Origin of the sequence: Pseudomonas frederiksbergensis, from assembly GCF_035751725.1 — a bacterium.
GTDB lineage: Bacteria > Pseudomonadota > Gammaproteobacteria > Pseudomonadales > Pseudomonadaceae > Aquipseudomonas > Aquipseudomonas frederiksbergensis_A.
Map to the genome: position 1 here is coordinate 5,322,602 of NZ_CP142104.1, position 17,225 is coordinate 5,339,826.

Annotated in this window: 18 protein-coding genes and 1 rRNA gene; 9 read left to right on the forward strand and 10 right to left on the reverse strand. The window is 57.5% G+C overall.

Annotated elements, in window-relative coordinates; all coding sequences use genetic code 11:
• Positions 1-33 precede the first annotated feature (33 nt).
• From VQ575_RS23975 to tyrS, 3 genes are all read right to left on the reverse strand, one after another.
• Positions 34-1,579, reverse strand: a 16S ribosomal RNA gene (locus VQ575_RS23975).
• 301 nt (positions 1,580-1,880) lie between these two features.
• Complete coding sequence (locus VQ575_RS23980; RefSeq protein ID WP_325918535.1) at positions 1,881-2,060, reverse strand: hypothetical protein; 180 nt, start codon at positions 2,058-2,060, stop codon at positions 1,881-1,883.
• An 80-nt stretch (positions 2,061-2,140) separates the two neighbouring features.
• Positions 2,141-3,340 (reverse strand): tyrosine--tRNA ligase, encoded by a 1,200-nt coding sequence (tyrS, locus tag VQ575_RS23985; RefSeq protein ID WP_039590840.1) that lies wholly within the window; start codon positions 3,338-3,340, stop codon positions 2,141-2,143.
• Between the two features lie 212 nt (positions 3,341-3,552).
• Here tyrS and VQ575_RS23990 point away from each other — a divergent pair, with 212 nt between their 5' ends.
• Complete coding sequence (locus VQ575_RS23990) at positions 3,553-4,971, forward strand: peptidoglycan DD-metalloendopeptidase family protein (RefSeq protein WP_039590838.1); 1,419 nt, start codon at positions 3,553-3,555, stop codon at positions 4,969-4,971.
• A gap of 2 nt (positions 4,972-4,973) precedes the next feature.
• A complete protein-coding gene (locus VQ575_RS23995; protein WP_039590837.1) occupies positions 4,974-6,065 on the forward strand; it encodes an anhydro-N-acetylmuramic acid kinase in 1,092 nt (363 codons plus the stop codon).
• A 68-nt stretch (positions 6,066-6,133) separates the two neighbouring features.
• Here the strand turns inward: VQ575_RS23995 and erpA are convergent, their stop codons facing one another.
• The gene (gene erpA / locus VQ575_RS24000; RefSeq protein WP_039590836.1) at positions 6,134-6,484 is read right to left on the reverse strand and encodes an iron-sulfur cluster insertion protein ErpA; all 351 of its coding nucleotides are present in this window, start codon (positions 6,482-6,484) and stop codon (positions 6,134-6,136) included.
• A gap of 149 nt (positions 6,485-6,633) precedes the next feature.
• The gene (gene argC / locus VQ575_RS24005; protein WP_039590835.1) at positions 6,634-7,668 is read right to left on the reverse strand and encodes an N-acetyl-gamma-glutamyl-phosphate reductase; all 1,035 of its coding nucleotides are present in this window, start codon (positions 7,666-7,668) and stop codon (positions 6,634-6,636) included.
• 134 nt (positions 7,669-7,802) lie between these two features.
• Here argC and hemJ point away from each other — a divergent pair, with 134 nt between their 5' ends.
• From hemJ to coq7, 6 genes are all read left to right on the forward strand, one after another.
• The gene (gene hemJ / locus VQ575_RS24010; protein ID WP_039590834.1) at positions 7,803-8,234 is read left to right on the forward strand and encodes a protoporphyrinogen oxidase HemJ; all 432 of its coding nucleotides are present in this window, start codon (positions 7,803-7,805) and stop codon (positions 8,232-8,234) included.
• Positions 8,235-8,267: 33 nt separating this feature from the next.
• Positions 8,268-9,236, forward strand: a complete 969-nt coding sequence (locus VQ575_RS24015) for an NAD(P)H-dependent flavin oxidoreductase (RefSeq protein ID WP_039590833.1) — start codon at positions 8,268-8,270, stop codon at positions 9,234-9,236.
• Between the two features lie 42 nt (positions 9,237-9,278).
• Positions 9,279-10,241 carry a DUF805 domain-containing protein gene (locus VQ575_RS24020; protein WP_039590831.1) on the forward strand — a complete coding sequence of 321 codons (963 nt, stop codon included), beginning with the start codon at positions 9,279-9,281 and terminating at the stop codon, positions 10,239-10,241.
• Between the two features lie 62 nt (positions 10,242-10,303).
• On the forward strand, positions 10,304-11,125 hold the full coding sequence (locus tag VQ575_RS24025; RefSeq protein ID WP_039590829.1) for an SDR family NAD(P)-dependent oxidoreductase: 822 nt from the start codon (positions 10,304-10,306) through the stop codon (positions 11,123-11,125).
• Positions 11,126-11,174: 49 nt separating this feature from the next.
• Positions 11,175-11,513 carry a histidine triad nucleotide-binding protein gene (locus VQ575_RS24030; protein ID WP_039590827.1) on the forward strand — a complete coding sequence of 113 codons (339 nt, stop codon included), beginning with the start codon at positions 11,175-11,177 and terminating at the stop codon, positions 11,511-11,513.
• A gap of 74 nt (positions 11,514-11,587) precedes the next feature.
• The gene (gene coq7 / locus VQ575_RS24035) at positions 11,588-12,235 is read left to right on the forward strand and encodes a 2-polyprenyl-3-methyl-6-methoxy-1,4-benzoquinone monooxygenase (RefSeq protein WP_039590824.1); all 648 of its coding nucleotides are present in this window, start codon (positions 11,588-11,590) and stop codon (positions 12,233-12,235) included.
• A 72-nt stretch (positions 12,236-12,307) separates the two neighbouring features.
• Here coq7 and speD read toward each other — a convergent pair whose 3' ends face one another.
• Together speD and VQ575_RS24045 are read right to left on the reverse strand one after the other, a co-directional pair.
• The gene (gene speD / locus VQ575_RS24040) at positions 12,308-13,102 is read right to left on the reverse strand and encodes an adenosylmethionine decarboxylase (RefSeq protein WP_039590886.1); all 795 of its coding nucleotides are present in this window, start codon (positions 13,100-13,102) and stop codon (positions 12,308-12,310) included.
• A 238-nt stretch (positions 13,103-13,340) separates the two neighbouring features.
• Positions 13,341-13,763: an OsmC family protein gene (locus tag VQ575_RS24045; RefSeq protein WP_039590822.1), complete on the reverse strand. Its 423-nt coding sequence runs from the start codon at positions 13,761-13,763 to the stop codon at positions 13,341-13,343.
• 234 nt (positions 13,764-13,997) lie between these two features.
• On the opposite strand from VQ575_RS24045, the gene crp reads away from it, so the two are divergent.
• A complete protein-coding gene (crp, locus tag VQ575_RS24050; RefSeq protein ID WP_039590820.1) occupies positions 13,998-14,642 on the forward strand; it encodes a cAMP-activated global transcriptional regulator CRP in 645 nt (214 codons plus the stop codon).
• Here the strand turns inward: crp and VQ575_RS24055 are convergent.
• From VQ575_RS24055 to trpD, 3 genes are read right to left on the reverse strand one after another with little or no spacing between them, the layout of a single operon-like run.
• Complete coding sequence (locus tag VQ575_RS24055; protein ID WP_039590819.1) at positions 14,639-15,331, reverse strand: lipoate--protein ligase family protein; 693 nt, start codon at positions 15,329-15,331, stop codon at positions 14,639-14,641. The genes crp and VQ575_RS24055 overlap by 4 nt on opposite strands.
• A 2-nt stretch (positions 15,332-15,333) precedes the next feature.
• A complete protein-coding gene (gene trpC / locus VQ575_RS24060; protein WP_039590817.1) occupies positions 15,334-16,170 on the reverse strand; it encodes an indole-3-glycerol phosphate synthase TrpC in 837 nt (278 codons plus the stop codon).
• Positions 16,167-17,216, reverse strand: a complete 1,050-nt coding sequence (gene trpD / locus VQ575_RS24065; protein WP_039590815.1) for an anthranilate phosphoribosyltransferase — start codon at positions 17,214-17,216, stop codon at positions 16,167-16,169. The genes trpC and trpD overlap by 4 nt, the downstream gene beginning before the upstream one ends.
• Positions 17,217-17,225: the final 9 nt, after the last annotated feature.

Consider the following 17,225-nt stretch of genomic DNA (forward strand, 5'->3'; position numbering starts at 1 on the left):
GTGGGAGCTCATGAAGCAGCTGCGGTCGTCGATTAAGGAGGTGATCCAGCCGCAGGTTCCCCTACGGCTACCTTGTTACGACTTCACCCCAGTCATGAATCACACCGTGGTAACCGTCCCCCCGAAGGTTAGACTAGCTACTTCTGGTGCAACCCACTCCCATGGTGTGACGGGCGGTGTGTACAAGGCCCGGGAACGTATTCACCGCGACATTCTGATTCGCGATTACTAGCGATTCCGACTTCACGCAGTCGAGTTGCAGACTGCGATCCGGACTACGATCGGTTTTGTGGGATTAGCTCCACCTCGCGGCTTGGCAACCCTCTGTACCGACCATTGTAGCACGTGTGTAGCCCAGCCCAGGCCGTAAGGCCCATGATGACTTGACGTCATCCCCACCTTCCTCCGGTTTGTCACCGGCAGTCTCCTTAGAGTGCCCACCATAACGTGCTGGTAACTAAGGACAAGGGTTGCGCTCGTTACGGGACTTAACCCAACATCTCACGACACGAGCTGACGACAGCCATGCAGCACCTGTCTCAATGCTCCCGAAGGCACCAATCCATCTCTGGAAAGTTCATTGGATGTCAAGGCCTGGTAAGGTTCTTCGCGTTGCTTCGAATTAAACCACATGCTCCACCGCTTGTGCGGGCCCCCGTCAATTCATTTGAGTTTTAACCTTGCGGCCGTACTCCCCAGGCGGTCAACTTAATGCGTTAGCTGCGCCACTAAGAGCTCAAGGCTCCCAACGGCTAGTTGACATCGTTTACGGCGTGGACTACCAGGGTATCTAATCCTGTTTGCTCCCCACGCTTTCGCACCTCAGTGTCAGTATCAGTCCAGGTGGTCGCCTTCGCCACTGGTGTTCCTTCCTATATATCTACGCATTTCACCGCTACACAGGAAATTCCACCACCCTCTACCATACTCTAGCTCGACAGTTTTGAATGCAGTTCCCAGGTTGAGCCCGGGGATTTCACATCCAACTTAACGAACCACCTACGCGCGCTTTACGCCCAGTAATTCCGATTAACGCTTGCACCCTCTGTATTACCGCGGCTGCTGGCACAGAGTTAGCCGGTGCTTATTCTGTCGGTAACGTCAAAACACTAACGTATTAGGTTAATGCCCTTCCTCCCAACTTAAAGTGCTTTACAATCCGAAGACCTTCTTCACACACGCGGCATGGCTGGATCAGGCTTTCGCCCATTGTCCAATATTCCCCACTGCTGCCTCCCGTAGGAGTCTGGACCGTGTCTCAGTTCCAGTGTGACTGATCATCCTCTCAGACCAGTTACGGATCGTCGCCTTGGTGAGCCATTACCTCACCAACTAGCTAATCCGACCTAGGCTCATCTGATAGCGCAAGGCCCGAAGGTCCCCTGCTTTCTCCCGTAGGACGTATGCGGTATTAGCGTCCGTTTCCGAGCGTTATCCCCCACTACCAGGCAGATTCCTAGGCATTACTCACCCGTCCGCCGCTCGCCACCAGGTACAAGTACCCGTGCTGCCGCTCGACTTGCATGTGTTAGGCCTGCCGCCAGCGTTCAATCTGAGCCATGATCAAACTCTTCAGTTCAAACATCTTTGGGTTTTGAGAAAACCCTAAACTTGGCTCAGCAATCGTTGGTTACATCTTTGATTTCTCGCGGAGCAACTTGTGATGCTGATAATCTGTTGACTAGCAGTCTGACTCCACAAGCACCCACACGAATTGCTTGATTCAGTTGTTAAAGAGCGGTGGGTTGAGCCTTTCGTCTCAACCGAGGCGCGCATTCTACAGCGCCCCGTGTATCTGTCAAGCGGTTATTTTAAGAAGTTTTCAAAGTTTCGCTTGGAAATCCTTAACAACTTCAACCACTTGCGCTTTCGATCTCTCGTTAGCGGGAGGCGAATTCTACAGCGTTGTTCGCTGCTGTCAACACCTCTTTTTCACCGCTTTCGATTGAGAAGATCGAATCGCCGATAGAGCCAAACAACACCGCTCTATCAACTCCTTCAGCGCTTCGATGAACTGAAGCACCCGCTTTGCCGAAACCATCTAACTCATTGAAACTCAAGGAGTTTTACGCTTCGACTGCGCCGGAAGTGGGGCGAATTATAGACATCCAGAATTTGCCGTCAACCGTTATTTTCAGCTTTATTCGGATTTCAGCGTAATACGCGCAAACGCCTTCTTGCCAGCTTGGCAGACATGCGTAGAACCCAGCTTATATATATAGGTGCGATCCACTACCACCCCATCAATACGCACACCACCCGAGCCAAGGAGATCTCGCGCCATCGCGGCGTTCTTGACCAAGCCCGCCTTATTGAGGACAGCCGCGATCGGCATATCTTCCGCAGCAGTCAAGCCAATCTCAGGCAAGTCATCTGGCAGCTCGCCATCTTTCATACGATTACCCGCCGCACGATGAGCGCTGGCCGCAGCCTCTTCTCCGTGGAAACGAGCGACGATTTCCTCAGCCAGCTTGATCTTGATATCTCGCGGATTAGCCCCCGCCTCAACATCGGCACGGAACGCATTGATCTCATCCATGGACCGGAAGCTCAGCAGCTCGAAATAACGCCACATCAGCGCATCAGGAATGGAGACCAACTTGCTGTACATGACGCCCGGCGCTTCCTGGATGCCCACGTAATTGCCCAGGGACTTGGACATCTTCTTCACGCCATCCAGCCCTTCCAGCAAAGGCATGGTCAGGATGCATTGCGCCTCCTGGCCATAACCACGCTGCAGCTCACGCCCCATCAACAGGTTGAACTTCTGGTCGGTACCGCCGAGCTCGACGTCCGCCCGCAGTGCAACCGAGTCATAACCCTGAACAAGCGGGTACAGGAATTCGTGGATAGCGATTGGCTGATTGCTGGTATAGCGCTTATCGAAATCATCACGCTCGAGCATACGAGCGACAGTGTATTGAGACGTCAATCGGATGAAATCAGCCGGCCCCATCTGATCCATCCAGGTGGAATTGAAAGCCACTTCGGTCTTGGCCGGATCCAGGATCTTGAAAACCTGAGTCTTATAGGTCTCGGCATTATCAAGAACCTGCTCTCGGGTCAGCGGCGGACGCGTCGCGCTCTTGCCGCTTGGATCACCGATCATCCCGGTGAAGTCGCCTATAAGGAAGATGACCTGATGCCCTAGATCCTGGAACTGACGCAGCTTATTAATAAGCACGGTGTGACCCAGGTGCAGATCGGGCGCTGTCGGATCAAAACCGGCCTTGATGCGCAGCGGCTGCCCGCGCTTGAGCTTCTCGACCAGCTCGGACTCGACCAACAATTCTTCCGCACCACGCTTGATCAGCGCTAGCTGCTCTTCAACCGACTTCATAACAGACCCGTAAGGCTCAGATTCAAAGGGCCCCAACCATACAAGAACGCTCACCAAATACAAGGTTTGCGGGGTGCGCAGGCGCCAATCCACAGAACAGAAGGCTCGCGGGCTTGCTTCGCAGGGGTTTTGGTTATATTTTATACAGTTATTTCATCTTCATCATGTCATTCATCTTTTCCAATTCATTTTTTTAAAAGTCAAAATTACTTATGACCACAGAACCGTCTAAAGCGCCGCCGCTTTACCCGAAGACCCACCTGCTTGCCGCAAGCGGTATCGCAGCCCTCCTTAGCCTGGCGCTCCTGGTATTTCCCTCCAGCGATGTCGAAGCCAAAAAGACGACTCTGAGTCTTGAACTGGAAAGTCCTGCTGAACAACTGACACAAGAACAAGACGCCGCTGAAGCCGTTCAAGCCACAAACGAAGCGGCCGCCTCTCCATTTGCACAGATTGAGAACAGTCCGGAAGACACTGTCCAAGCCGCCGCCCAGGCAGAAGCACCTGCTGCAGCAGAAAAGAAAGGACCGAACCACCGCGAAGTGATTGTTGCCAAGGGCGACACACTTTCCACTCTGTTCGAAAAAGTTGGCCTGCCCTCGACCTCGGTCCATGAAGTCCTGGCCAGCGATAAACAAGCCAAGCAATTCACTCAATTGCAGCGCGGCCAGAAGCTTGAATTCGAGCTCAATCCCGAAGGCCAGCTGACCAATCTGCACACCAAGCTGAGCGACCTGGAAAGCATTACCCTGACCAAGAACGACAAGGGTTATGTGTTCAACCGTATCACCGCCAAGCCTACCGTTCGTTCCGCCTACGCTCACGGCGTCATCAACAGCTCACTGTCCCAGTCGGCCGCACGCGCCGGCCTTTCCCATAGCTTGACCATGGACATGGCCAGCGTATTCGGCTACGACATCGACTTCGCCCAGGACATACGCCAGGGTGACGAGTTCGACGTGATCTATGAGCAGAAAGTAGTGAATGGGAAGAGCGTCGGCAACGGTCCGATCCTTTCCGCGCGCTTCACCAACCGCGGCAAGACATACACCGCCGTGCGCTACACCAACAAGCAAGGCAATAGCAGCTACTACACCGCCGACGGTAATAGCATGCGCAAGGCATTCATCCGCACACCGGTTGATTTCGCCCGCATCAGCTCGAAGTTCTCCGCCGGTCGCAAGCACCCGATCCTGAACAAGATTCGCGCCCATAAAGGTGTCGACTACGCCGCCCCCCGTGGTACGCCAATCAAGGCCGCCGGCGACGGCAAAGTGTTGTTGGCCGGACGTCGGGGCGGTTATGGCAACACTGTGATCATCCAGCACGGCAATACCTATCGTACGCTGTACGGTCACATGCAGGGCTTCGCCAAAGGCGTGAAGACGGGCGGTTCCGTCAAGCAAGGCCAGGTTATCGGGTACATCGGGACAACCGGCCTTTCCACTGGACCGCACCTGCACTATGAATTCCAGGTCAACGGCGTCCACGTCGACCCGCTTGGCCAGAAACTGCCGATGGCCGATCCGATCGCCAAGGGCGAGCGCGCGCGCTTCCTGGCTCAGAGCCAACCCTTGATGGCCCGTATGGATCAAGAGAAAGCCACGATGCTGGCCTCGAGCAAGCGCTGAGCATGGAGCTCTACATCGGTGTGATGTCCGGGACCAGCCTTGATGGCCTGGATATCGCACTGGTCAACCTGACCCCGGCGATCAAGTTGATCGCCACCCACTACATCCCCATGCCCGCCGCCCTGCGCACCGAACTGCTTGAACTGTGCAGCAGCGGGCCCGATGAGATTGCCCGCTCCGCCATTGCCCAGCAAAGTTGGGTCAAACTGGCTGCACAGGGCATCCATGCCCTGCTCAACGAGCAGCAACTCAAGCCTGCAGACATCACGGCGATTGGCAGCCACGGCCAGACCATTCGCCATGAACCAGCCCGCGGATTTACCGTGCAGATCGGCAATCCAGCGCTATTGAGCGAATTGACCGGCATCACCGTCGTAAGCGACTTCCGCAGCCGTGACGTCGCCGCTGGCGGACAAGGCGCCCCACTGGTCCCGGCGTTTCACGAGGCGCTGTTCGAAGAGCGGGTCGGTAATCGCGCCGTTCTCAACGTAGGCGGCTTCAGCAATCTCAGCCTGATAGAGCCCGCGAAACCTGTAGCCGGTTTCGACTGCGGCCCAGGTAACGTACTGCTCGATGCCTGGATATATCAGCAACGAGGCGAACATTTTGATCGCGATGGCCAATGGGCTGCCACCGGGAAAGTCGAACCGATCCTACTCAACACGCTGCTCAGCGACCCCTTCTTCGCCACCAAGGGACCGAAAAGCACCGGGCGCGAAGTCTTCAACCTCCCTTGGCTGAGCCATCATTTGTCGAAGCTGAAACCCTTCGCTCCGGAAGATGTACAGGCAACGTTGCTCGAACTGACTGCGCTGACCATTGTTGAATCACTGCAGCATGCCCAATCGAACACTCGGGAATTGCTGGTCTGCGGGGGCGGCGCGCACAACCAGACGCTTATGAAGCGTCTGGCTGACTTGCTACCCAATGCCAACGTCAGCAGCACGGCAGCGTACGGTGTGGACCCGGACTGGGTTGAAGCGATGGCTTTTGCCTGGCTTGCCCATTGCTGCCTTGAACGCATCCCAGGCAATCGTCCAAGCGTCACGGGTGCCCGGGGCCCGCGCGTGCTCGGCGCCATCTACCCGGCCTGAGAAATGATCATTGCAGGCAATAAAAAACCGCAGGGCCGTGAGGCACTGCGGTTTTTTTGCTGAAGCACTTAGATCGAAAACGAAGAACCACAACCACAAGTAGTAGTAGCGTTTGGATTCTTGATCACGAAACGCGACCCTTCCAAGCCTTCCTGGTAATCCACCTCGGCACCCGCCAGGTACTGGAAGCTCATCGGATCGACGACCAGGCTGACGCCTTCGCGCTCGACAATGGTGTCATCCTCAGCCACGTCCTCATCAAAAGTGAAGCCGTACTGGAAACCTGAACAACCGCCGCCCGTCACGAATACGCGCAGCTTCAAACGATCATTGCCCTCTTCATCGACCAGGCTCTTCACCTTGTGCGCAGCACCTTGGGTGAATTGCAAAGCCGTGGGGGTGAAGGTTTCGACGCTCATGCTGAATATCTCCCGGCGTTTACGCCGCCATAATGCGTGATGGCGGGCATTATCCGCTTCTCCTACAAAATTGGTCAACTATTTAGAAGAGCAGTGGCGAACTACAAGCTTCAAGCCTGGAGCCGCCAACGTAGCGCCTACGGCTGCCGTTACGGCAGCATCCCCGCGTGTGACAGCCCCAGGCGCTCATCCAGCCCGAACAGGATGTTCAAGTTCTGGACTGCCTGCCCGGACGCGCCCTTGACCAGGTTATCGATGACCGACAACACCACCACCAGATCCCCATCCTGCGGCCGATGCACGGCGATCCGGCAAACGTTCGCACCACGCACGCTGCGGGTCTCAGGGTGGCTGCCGGCGGGCATCACGTCGACGAACGGTTCGTTGGCGTAACGCTTTTCGAACAACGCTTGCAGGTCCACTGAACGGTCGACCACCGTTGCATAAAGAGTGGAATGGATGCCACGTATCATCGGGGTCAGGTGCGGCACAAAGGTCAGGCCGACATCCTTGCCCGCTGCCCGGCTCAATCCCTGGCGAATTTCAGGCAGGTGGCGGTGTCCCTTGACCGCGTAGGCCTTCATGCTTTCCGAGGTTTCGGAATACAGCGAACCGACACTGGCGCCACGCCCCGCACCGCTGACACCGGACTTGCAGTCGGCTATCAGCCGCGAAGCATCGGCAAGACCGGCCTCCAACAACGGAAGGAATCCCAACTGCGTCGCAGTCGGGTAGCAACCCGGAACCGCAATCAAGCGCGCCTGCCTGATTTTTTCCCGATTGACTTCGGGCAAGCCATAGACCGCTTCATCAAGCAGCTCTGGTGCTCCGTGAGGCTGGCCGTACCACTTGGCCCATTCCTGGGCATCCTGCAGGCGGAAGTCTGCCGACAGGTCGATGACCTTGGTCCCGGCGGCCAGCAATTCACCGGCCAGGCCGTGAGCAACACCGTGGGGCGTGGCGAAAAACACCACGTCGCACGCGCCTAGGGTCTTGATGTCCGGGACGCTGAATGCCAGGCCGTCGTAATGACCCCGCAGGTTCGGATACATGTCGGCGACGGCCAAGCCGGCCTCGGATCGGGAAGTGATGACCACCACCTCAGCCTGCGGATGCTGCGCCAGCAGACGCAGCAGTTCGACACCGGTGTAACCCGTGCCGCCGACGATACCGACCTTGACCATAAACCTGCCCTCACCGAACCCACTGGAAAGCCGTCGATGATAGGGGCCGCAGGGCGCCGCGACAACCGTCAAGGTGACGTGTGGCCGCTCTAACCTCTACTATCGGGCTACCGTGAATCTGGGAATAACTAAAAATGCTCTATCTATGGCTCAAAGCACTTCACATTGTCAGCATGGTCTGCTGGTTCGCCGGCCTGTTCTACCTGCCTCGCCTGTTCGTCTATCACGCCCAAAGCGAGGACAGCGTCAGCAAAGAACGCTTCAGTGTCATGGAGCGCAAGTTGTATCGCGGCATCATGGGGCCGGCGATGATTGCCACCTTGGTGTTCGGCATCTGGCTGCTAAGCCTCAACGCCAGTGCCTATTTCACTCAAGGAGGCTGGATGCACGCCAAGCTGACCCTGGTTGTGCTGCTGATCGGTTACCACCATATGTGCGGCGCCCAGGTGAAGCGCTTCGCCCGTGGCGAAAACACCCGCAGCCATGTCTTTTATCGCTGGTTCAACGAAGTGCCGGTTCTTATATTGCTGGCTATCGTAATTCTCGTCGTGGTCCGTCCGTTCTAATTCCAACCGCATACTGACCAGGGGTGCCATCCAATGTCGCTGCCCGCTTTGCTTGAACAACGTCTGCGACTGCCCGTCGCGGCCGCACCGATGTTTCTCATTTCCAACCCCCAGTTGGTGCTGGCCTGCTGTCGCAATGGTGTTATCGGCAGCTTCCCGGCGCTGAACCAACGCGAAAGCAGTGGCTTCAAGGCGTGGCTGGAAGAAATCGAAGCAGGCCTGGCCAAGCTGGAAAACCCGGCACCCTATGCGGTCAACCTGATCGTCCATAACAGTAATCCGCGACTTGAGGCCGACTTGGCGATCTGCATCGAACATAAGGTGCCGATCGTCATCACCAGCCTGGGCGCGGTTAAAGAACTGGTCGACGCAGTCCACGGCTATGGCGGGCTGGTATTCCACGACGTGACCACCCGCCGCCATGCCGAAAAAGCCGCCGAGGCAGGCGTCGATGGCCTGATCGCCGTTGCAGCAGGCGCCGGTGGACACGCCGGCACTTGGAGCCCGTTCGCACTGCTCGCGGAAATCCGGCAGTTCTTTGATAAAACCCTGCTGCTCGCAGGATGTTTGAACCATGGCCATCAGATATTGGCGGCTCAACTGCTCGGCGCGGATTTGGCCTACTTAGGAACGCGCTTTATCGGCACGATCGAAAGTCACGCGCCCGACGCTTATAAAGAGATGTTGCTCACATCCAGAGCTGCCGACATCGTGCATACTCCTGCTGTGTCCGGAGTGCCCGCCAGCTTCATGCGCCAGAGCCTGGAAAGTGCCGGCTTCGACCTTTCCGCCCTGCACGGCAAGGGCACGGCGAACTCCGGCTCAAAACTCAAACCGCTGAATGATGAAGCCAAGGCCTGGAAAACCGTATGGTCCGCAGGTCAAGGCGTGGGTGAGATCCATGATTTGCCAAGTGTCGATCAGTTGATCGCACGCCTGGATGAAGAATACCGCCACGCGCAAGCACGGGCGGCACAGCTTGGCGGCCAATGGCCCCGCTGAAACCAACCAAAAAAACCAATTTGAAAGACAAGGATGCCAGGCATGAGCGAAAACCGTTTCAACATCGTATTCGACGGGGCTTTGCTGCCTGGCGTCGATACGACGACCGCCAAGCTCAATCTCGCCGAACTGTTCAAAAGCGATGTCAGCGCGATAGAGCGCCTGTTCAGTGGCCGCAAAGTGTCCCTGAAAAACAACCTGTCCCAGAATGAAGCGCAGCAGTATCTCGAAGCGCTCCATAAAACCGGGATCGATGCACGGATCGAAACCGAACCGTCCCTCCAGTTGAATCTTGGCGAAGTGCAGGAATCGCCCCAGCCGAGTGCACGGCATCCTGAGTCGATCATCGACCCTGCCTCTCCCTACGCGCCTCCACGAGCACAAGTAGGCGAGGCATTTGCCGAATATGGCACGCTAAAGCCCTTCAGCTTCGAAGGACGTATCGGGCGCCTCCGCTACCTGGCCTGGACCATGGTTCTGACCCTGGCCATGCTTCCCCTTGTCGGCCTGGGCTTCTGGCTCGCCACGACCTGGCTGCTCGCTTCCGATTCGATCGCGGGGCTGATTGTCGGCGGCCTGGTCGCCGCCGTCGTCGTGCTGGCGTTTGCCTTTGTGAGCATCCAGTTCAACGTCCAGCGCCTGCATGACCTCGGCTGGTCAGGGTGGTTGTGGCTGATCAACCTCGTTCCATTCGTGGGCAGCATCTTCCCGTTCATCCTCATCATCGCTCCGGGCAATACCGGCGCAAACCAGTACGGCCCGCCTCCTCCGCGCAACACCACGGCGGTCAAGCTGCTGGCGTCGCTTTGGCTGGTGATGATCGTCTTGATTTTCATGGCCACGTTCGCCGGTATCTTCGGAGCCCTCCAGGAGGATTACGACAGCAGCGACGTGAGCAGCTATGAAAGCAGCGAATATAGCGACCAGAGCGCCGAAGAACCCGCGGCGGAGGCAGCCGAGCCCGCCTCGCCTTCTGTAGACTACCAAGAAGAAGAGGAACAATAAGCGTACTTCGCGCCGGTGACTGCCACGTCCAACGGCGCGAAGCCGTTGCGATGGAGAACTGCATGACCCGTTACGCTCTGATCACCGGCGCCTCCAGTGGTATCGGCCTGGCCATGGCCGAAGCTCTGGCTCGGCGCGGGCGCAACCTGTTACTGGTAGCTCGACAGCGCGATCGGCTGGAAAGCATTGCTATCGAACTGACCCAACGATTTGGCGTGGAAGTCCTGTTTCGGGCTTGCGACCTGAGCGAGCCCTTGCGGCTTTCAGGTTTTCTCCTGGAATTGGAGGACGGCGAGCGACAGATAGACCTGCTGGTCAATTGCGCCGGCATCGGCACCTGCGGTCCGTTCCTGGGCCAGGACTGGATGACCGAACAAGACCTGATCGAAGTGAATATCCTTGCCCTGACCCGCCTCTGTCATGCAGTAGGCAACAGCATGGCGCTGCACGGAGGCGGCCAGATTCTCAACGTCGCCTCTATCGCCGCGTTCCAGCCCGGCCCCTGGATGAGCACTTATCACGCCAGCAAGGCCTATGTGTTGCACTTCTCCGAAGCCCTTCGGATAGAGCTCAGGAAATGCGCAATCAAGGTATCAGTTCTTTGCCCGGGTCCAAACCATGCAGTTTTTTTCGCCAAGGCCCAGGCGGACGAGCAGAAACTGCGTAGTAACAAAAAGTCGATGAGCCCTGAAGAAATTGCGCTGTATGCCGTCCGCGCATTGGACCGGGACCGCGCCATCATCATCCCTGGGCGTCGCAATCGCTTGATCGCCATGCTGCCACGACTCGCGCCGCGCTGGCTGGTTCGAACCCTGGCCGGCATATTCAATAAAACCTGCTACTCACGGTGCCCCCCCTCCGACCTGAAAACCCGGGCTCGCTGACCGAGCCGGCGGTACACTCGAACTCAACCAATCCAATGGAGATACAGCTGTGGATACTCTGTTCACCAAGATCATCAGCCGGGAAATCCCGGCCAGGATCCTCTACGAGGATGACCAGGTCCTGGCCTTCCATGACATTGCTCCGCAGGCTCCGGTGCACTTCCTGGTCATCCCGAAAAAGCCGATCCGCACCCTCAACGACCTGACCGAGGAAGACAAGGGACTGGCCGGACACATCCTGTTCACCGCCCAGCGCCTGGCGCTAGAACTTGGCTGCGAGGAAGGCTTTCGCGTGGTGATGAACTGCAATGAACTTGGCGGGCAAACTGTCTATCACATTCATATGCATGTGCTGGGACAGCGCCAGATGAACTGGCCGCCGGGTTGATACCCTGACCCAACGCAAATCCTCAGCGGCCGATTGAGTTAAACTGGCCGCCGTGATTTTTTCCGGAGGTACGCATGACTACCCAACGTCACTACTCGCCCATTGACCGTTTGCTGCTGCAAGCCGATACCGCGATGCGCACGCTGCTACCCTTCAGTGGCCAGCCGTACCGCCCATCACCGGCAATCGTGCAGCCGGACGTGCAGATGAGCGACGAAGAGACTCGCCATGTCGCTGGGCTGATGCGCATCAACCACACCGGTGAAGTTTGCGCCCAGGCCCTTTATCAAGGGCAGGCGCTGACGGCAAAACTGCCGCAGGTCCGCGAGGCGATGGAACAGGCCGCCGAAGAAGAAATCGATCACCTGGTCTGGTGTGAGCAACGCATCCGCCAACTGGGCAGCCATACCAGCGTGCTGAATCCGTTGTTCTATGGGATGTCCTTCGGGATCGGCGCGGTCGCCGGCTTGATCAGCGATAAAGTCAGCCTCGGTTTCGTAGCGGCAACCGAGCATCAAGTGTGCAAGCATTTGAATGAACACCTGCAGCAATTGCCGGCCGAGGATGACAAATCCAGGGCGATACTCGAACAGATGCGCGAGGACGAGGAGCACCACGCGGAAAGCGCGCTCGATGCAGGCGGCTTCCGCTTCCCCGCGCCCGTCAAGTTCGGCATGAGTCTGTTGGCGAAGGTGATGACCAAGAGCACCTATCGGATCTGATAACGGAACCAGCCTCCAGAACCAAAAAAGGCGACTGTCCCCAAGGGCAGTCGCCTTTTTTTTGCCGAATCCTTAGCGCGGCATGTTGCGCGCGTAGAAGATTTCCAGCATTTCGTGCTTCACACGCTCTTCCACCTGGCCACGCTGCTCGATAGACAGGTTGCTGGTGGCGTCACCGAACAGGTAGTTATCCAGTTCGAAGTCCTTGAGGAGCATTTTCGTGTGGAACAGGTTTTCCTGGTACACGTTCACGTCGGTCATCTGGTACGCGTCGCGAGTGTCCTCGGACAGATAGTTCTGAATCGAGTTGATCTCATGATCGATGAAGTGCTTGTGGCCTTCCACGTCCCGGGTAAACCCACGCACGCGATAATCCACGGTCACAATATCGGAATCGAACTGGTGAATCAGGAAGTTGAGTGCCTTGAGCGGTGAAATGACGCCACAGGTCGACACATCGATGTCCACTCGGAACGTCGCGATACCGTCCACCGGATGGATTTCCGGATAGGTATGTACCGTGATGTGGCTCTTGTCGAGGTGTGCCAGGATAATTTCAGGCAACGGACCCGGCGACTCTTCGATCTGGCTGTCGGTCGGTGTCACCGGCTCTTCCGAGATCAGAATGGTCACGCTGGCGCCCTGGGGTTCATAGTCCTGACTGGCGATGTTCAGGATGTTGGCACCAATGATATCGACAACTTCAGTGAGGATCTGCGTGAGGCGCTTGGCGTTGTACTCTTTATTGATGTACTCGACGTAGGCCTGCTGGTCTTGCGGGGTTTCCGCATAGCAGATGTCATAGATGTTGAAGCTCAAGGTCTTTGTCAGGTTATTGAACCCATGGAGCTTGAGTTTGCTTTTCACCGTTTGAAAACTCTCTGTGTATTGCGGCCCGGCCGCGTGATCAAGCATGCCCGTCAGATGCGAACGACGCACCTGCGTAGGACGGTTAACACCTCTTCGCGATGGCGATTTTGGTTGTCTGTCCAGGCAAATGACCGACCACTGGCCGATCACCGCCCTGAAAAAAGTGGCGCATTATGCAGACGTCAGCTTCTGATCGCCAGAGCTTGCACCGCTTTTGTGATGGTTGGATGTCGATTCAACCCAATTCGATGATTTCATAATCGTGAGTGATTTCAACACCTGCTGCGCCGAGCATGATCGAAGCTGAGCAGTACTTCTCCGCCGACAACTCAATGGCGCGCTTGACCTGGGCTTCCTTCAGCCCCCGGCCCTTAACCACGAAATGCATGTGGATCTTGGTAAATACCTTCGGGTCTTCGGTCGCACGCTCCGCTTCAAGGAAAGCCTCACAACTCTCGACCGCCTGGCGTGATTTCTTGAGGATGCTGACCACGTCGAAGTTACTGCAGCCACCCACACCCAGCAGCAGCATTTCCATCGGCCGGACACCCAGGTTACGACCTCCAGCTTCTGGCGGGCCGTCCATGACGACCACATGACCGCTGCCCGATTCACCGAGGAACATGGCTTCGCCAGCCCATTGGATGCGTGCCTTCATCGCCAAGACTCCACTGTCAAAAAAAGGGGGCGCCAGCTTAGCACACCACCCTGCAGTGGCAGCTGTCGCCTTGGGACAGCGGGGCGGATACCGCCAAGTAAATTCTCGAATCAATTTTGGACGCCTCTGTTAAGCTGGCGCCCAATCACTGGCGTATTGCCAGCTTTTAGCGAAAGCTATTCGCATCCACAAAAAATCAAACCAACACACCGCGCAGTTTTCCGGGACACAACCATGGTTGCCATTACTCCCACGTCCAAGATCAAGAACCTCGACAAACTCTTGATGCATTGCCAGCGTCGCCGCTACCCCGCCAAGCAAAACATCATCTGCGCGGGCGATCGTTCCGACACGCTGTTTTTTATCATCAAGGGTTCGGTCACTATCCTGATCGAAGATGATGACGGACGAGAGATGATCATTGCCTACCTCAACTCCGGGGATTTTTTTGGCGAGCTGGGGTTGTTTGAGCAGGCGGGGAGAGAGCAGGAACGCAGTGCCTGGGTGCGAGCCAAAATCGAATGCGATGTTGCTGAAATCAGCTACAGCAAATTCAGGGAGCTGTCGCAGCAGGACCCGGATATCCTTTACGTCCTCAGCGGACAAATCGCACAGCGCCTGCGCAACACCACTCGCAAAGTCGGCGACCTCGCCTTCTTTGATGTCACCGGCCGCGTCGCTCGCTGCTTATTGGAATTGTGCAAGCAGCCCGACGCGATGACCCATCCGGATGGCATGCAAATCAAAGTGACCCGCCAGGAAATCGGCCGAATCGTGGGCTGTTCGCGGGAAATGGTCGGTCGTGTGCTCAAGGATCTGGAAGAACGCAACCTGGTCAGCGTCAAAGGCAAGACCATGGTGGTATTCGGAACCCGCTAAAGGCGGTCGAGCAGGTCCTGGTATAGCGTTTCAAGCCGTTCCAGCGCATGAGGTGCCGGGTACTTTTCATGGAGGGCGATGTGGCTCTCGGCGCGCACGCGCTGATCCAGGCCACACGCCTCGTTGAAACGATTGACCGCCGCGACCATGCCCTCGCGTTCGTCCTCCAGCAACAGCGCGCCATGCACCAGCCCTACCGGGCGTTGCCCGCCTTTGCTCTGTCGCCAGCGCTGCGCGGTGCCGACCATCTTCCGACCGTCGAGATTGACGTTGAAACGCCCATCACAAAATGCGCCCTCCACTTCACCCAGCGAAGCGACCCCGCCCAACTCATCGAGCAACTGGCAGATGGGATCACACAACCGACGATAGGCGGTTTCGATCCGACCGTGATCGCCTTCGCTTCGCGGTGGTGCGTAGACCAGGGCGATATTGACGGTAGCGCCTGACTGAGGCACCGGCTCGCCACCCGTTTCGCGCAGGAGCACCGGCCACCCGTTGGCCGCCGAAACCTCACAGGCCAGTTCGAAGCCCGGCAAGCGGCTCAAGCGCCGCGGCATGACCAACGCACGGTCGCTGGGTTGCCAGAACAGCAAGCCGAACTCAGCGTCGCCGGCGCAAATGCTGGCCAGCAGATCCTGTTCGGCTTGCAGGCCGTTTTCGACAGTGAAGGCAATGGCTGGAGGCATCATCAGTCCAGCGTCGAACCGCTCACCGGAACGCCGCGCTCGGGGAAAAACAACCGCTGCAACTCCATGCCAGGGTTTTCGGCCCGCATGAACGCTTCGCCTACCAGGAACGAATAGACATCGCTGACTTCCATCAACTCGACATCGGCCCGGTTAAGGATACCGCTCTCCGTGATGACCAGACGATCACGCGGGATGCGTGGCAGCAGGTCCAAGGTAGTTTCCAGGCTGACTTCAAAGGTATGCAGATTGCGATTGTTCACGCCTACCAGCTTGGTATCCAGGGTCTTGAGGGCCCGCTCCAACTCGTCGCCGTCATGGACTTCCACCAATACGTCCAGGCCGACGTCCTTGGCGACCGCAGCCAACTCGGCCATTTTCACGTCGTCCAGCGCCGAGACGATCAACAGCACGCAATCGGCGCCCAACGCCCGCGCCTCGACGATCTGGTAGGGATCGATCATGAAGTCCTTGCGGATCACCGGCAGCTTGCATGCAGCTCGAGCCTGCTTGAGGTAATCGTCGGCACCCTGGAAAAAATCGACATCGGTCAGCACCGAAAGGCAGGTGGCGCCGCCTTTTTCGTAGCTCTTGGCAATGTCGGCCGGAACGAAGTTCTCCCGGATCACGCCCTTGCTGGGAGAGGCCTTTTTTATCTCGGCAATCACCGCCGGCTGCTTTCTTTTCGCCTGGTCGATCAGTGCCTGGGCAAAGCCGCGAGGCGCATCTGCCGAACGCGCGAGGGTTTCCAACTCGGCCAGACTGACCCGGGCAATGCGCTCGGCGACCTCCTGCCTTTTGCGAGCCAGAATGTTTTCCAGAACTGTTGGCACGCTCATCCTTCATTCTCCACTTTGAATACGGCGGTAAACGCGCCCAATTCTTCCAGTTTTTCCCTGGCCAGGCCGGTGTGCAACGCATCATGGGCGAGCTCGACACCTTGCTTGAGGCTGCTGGCGTGATCGGCGGCATACAACGCGGCACCCGCATTGAGCATGATCATTTCCGCAGCTTTCTGGCCATTCTCGGTTTTACGACGCCCCAAGGCGTCGCGAATCAACTCCAGCGACTGGGCCGGCCCATCCACCGCCAGGCCATGCAGGCTCTGGCTCTTCATGCCCAGGTCTTCAGGTTCGACCCAATATTCGGTGATCTGATCATTTTTCAGCTCAGCCACGAAGGTCGGCGCCGCCAGGCTGAATTCATCCAGGCCATCCTTCGAATGGACCACCAGCACGTGCTTGCTGCCCAGGCGCTGCAGGACCTCGGCCAAAGGGCGGCACAACGCCTGGCTGAATACGCCGACGACCTGATGCTTCACACCGGCCGGATTCGTAAGCGGGCCGAGCATGTTGAACAGCGTGCGCAAACCCAGTTCGCGACGGGGCGCAGCAGCATGTTTCATGGCGCTATGGTGGGTCTGGGCGAACATGAAGCCGATGCCGACGTTATCGATACAGCGAGCCACCTGGACCGGTGTCAGGTTCAGGTAGATACCGGCAGCCTCCAGCAGGTCGGCGCTGCCGCTCTTGCCCGAGACCGCTCGATTGCCATGCTTGGCGACGGTGCAACCAGCTGCAGCAACGACAAACGACGCGGCGGTGGAAACGTTGAAGATATTGGCGCCATCACCGCCGGTACCCACCACGTCCACCACGCCGTCCAGCGTCTTGAGTTCGACCTTGTCCGCCAGCTCTCGCATGGTCGTGACCGCACCGACGATTTCGTCGATGCTCTCGCTCTTCATGCGCATGGCCATCATGAACGCGCCGATCTGCGCGTCTGTGCACTGGCCAGTCATGATCTCGCGCATCACGTCGCGCATCTCGTCGGTACTCAGGTCGAGCTGGCCGACGATACGGTTCAGGGCTGTCTTGATGTCCATGAAAAGTCC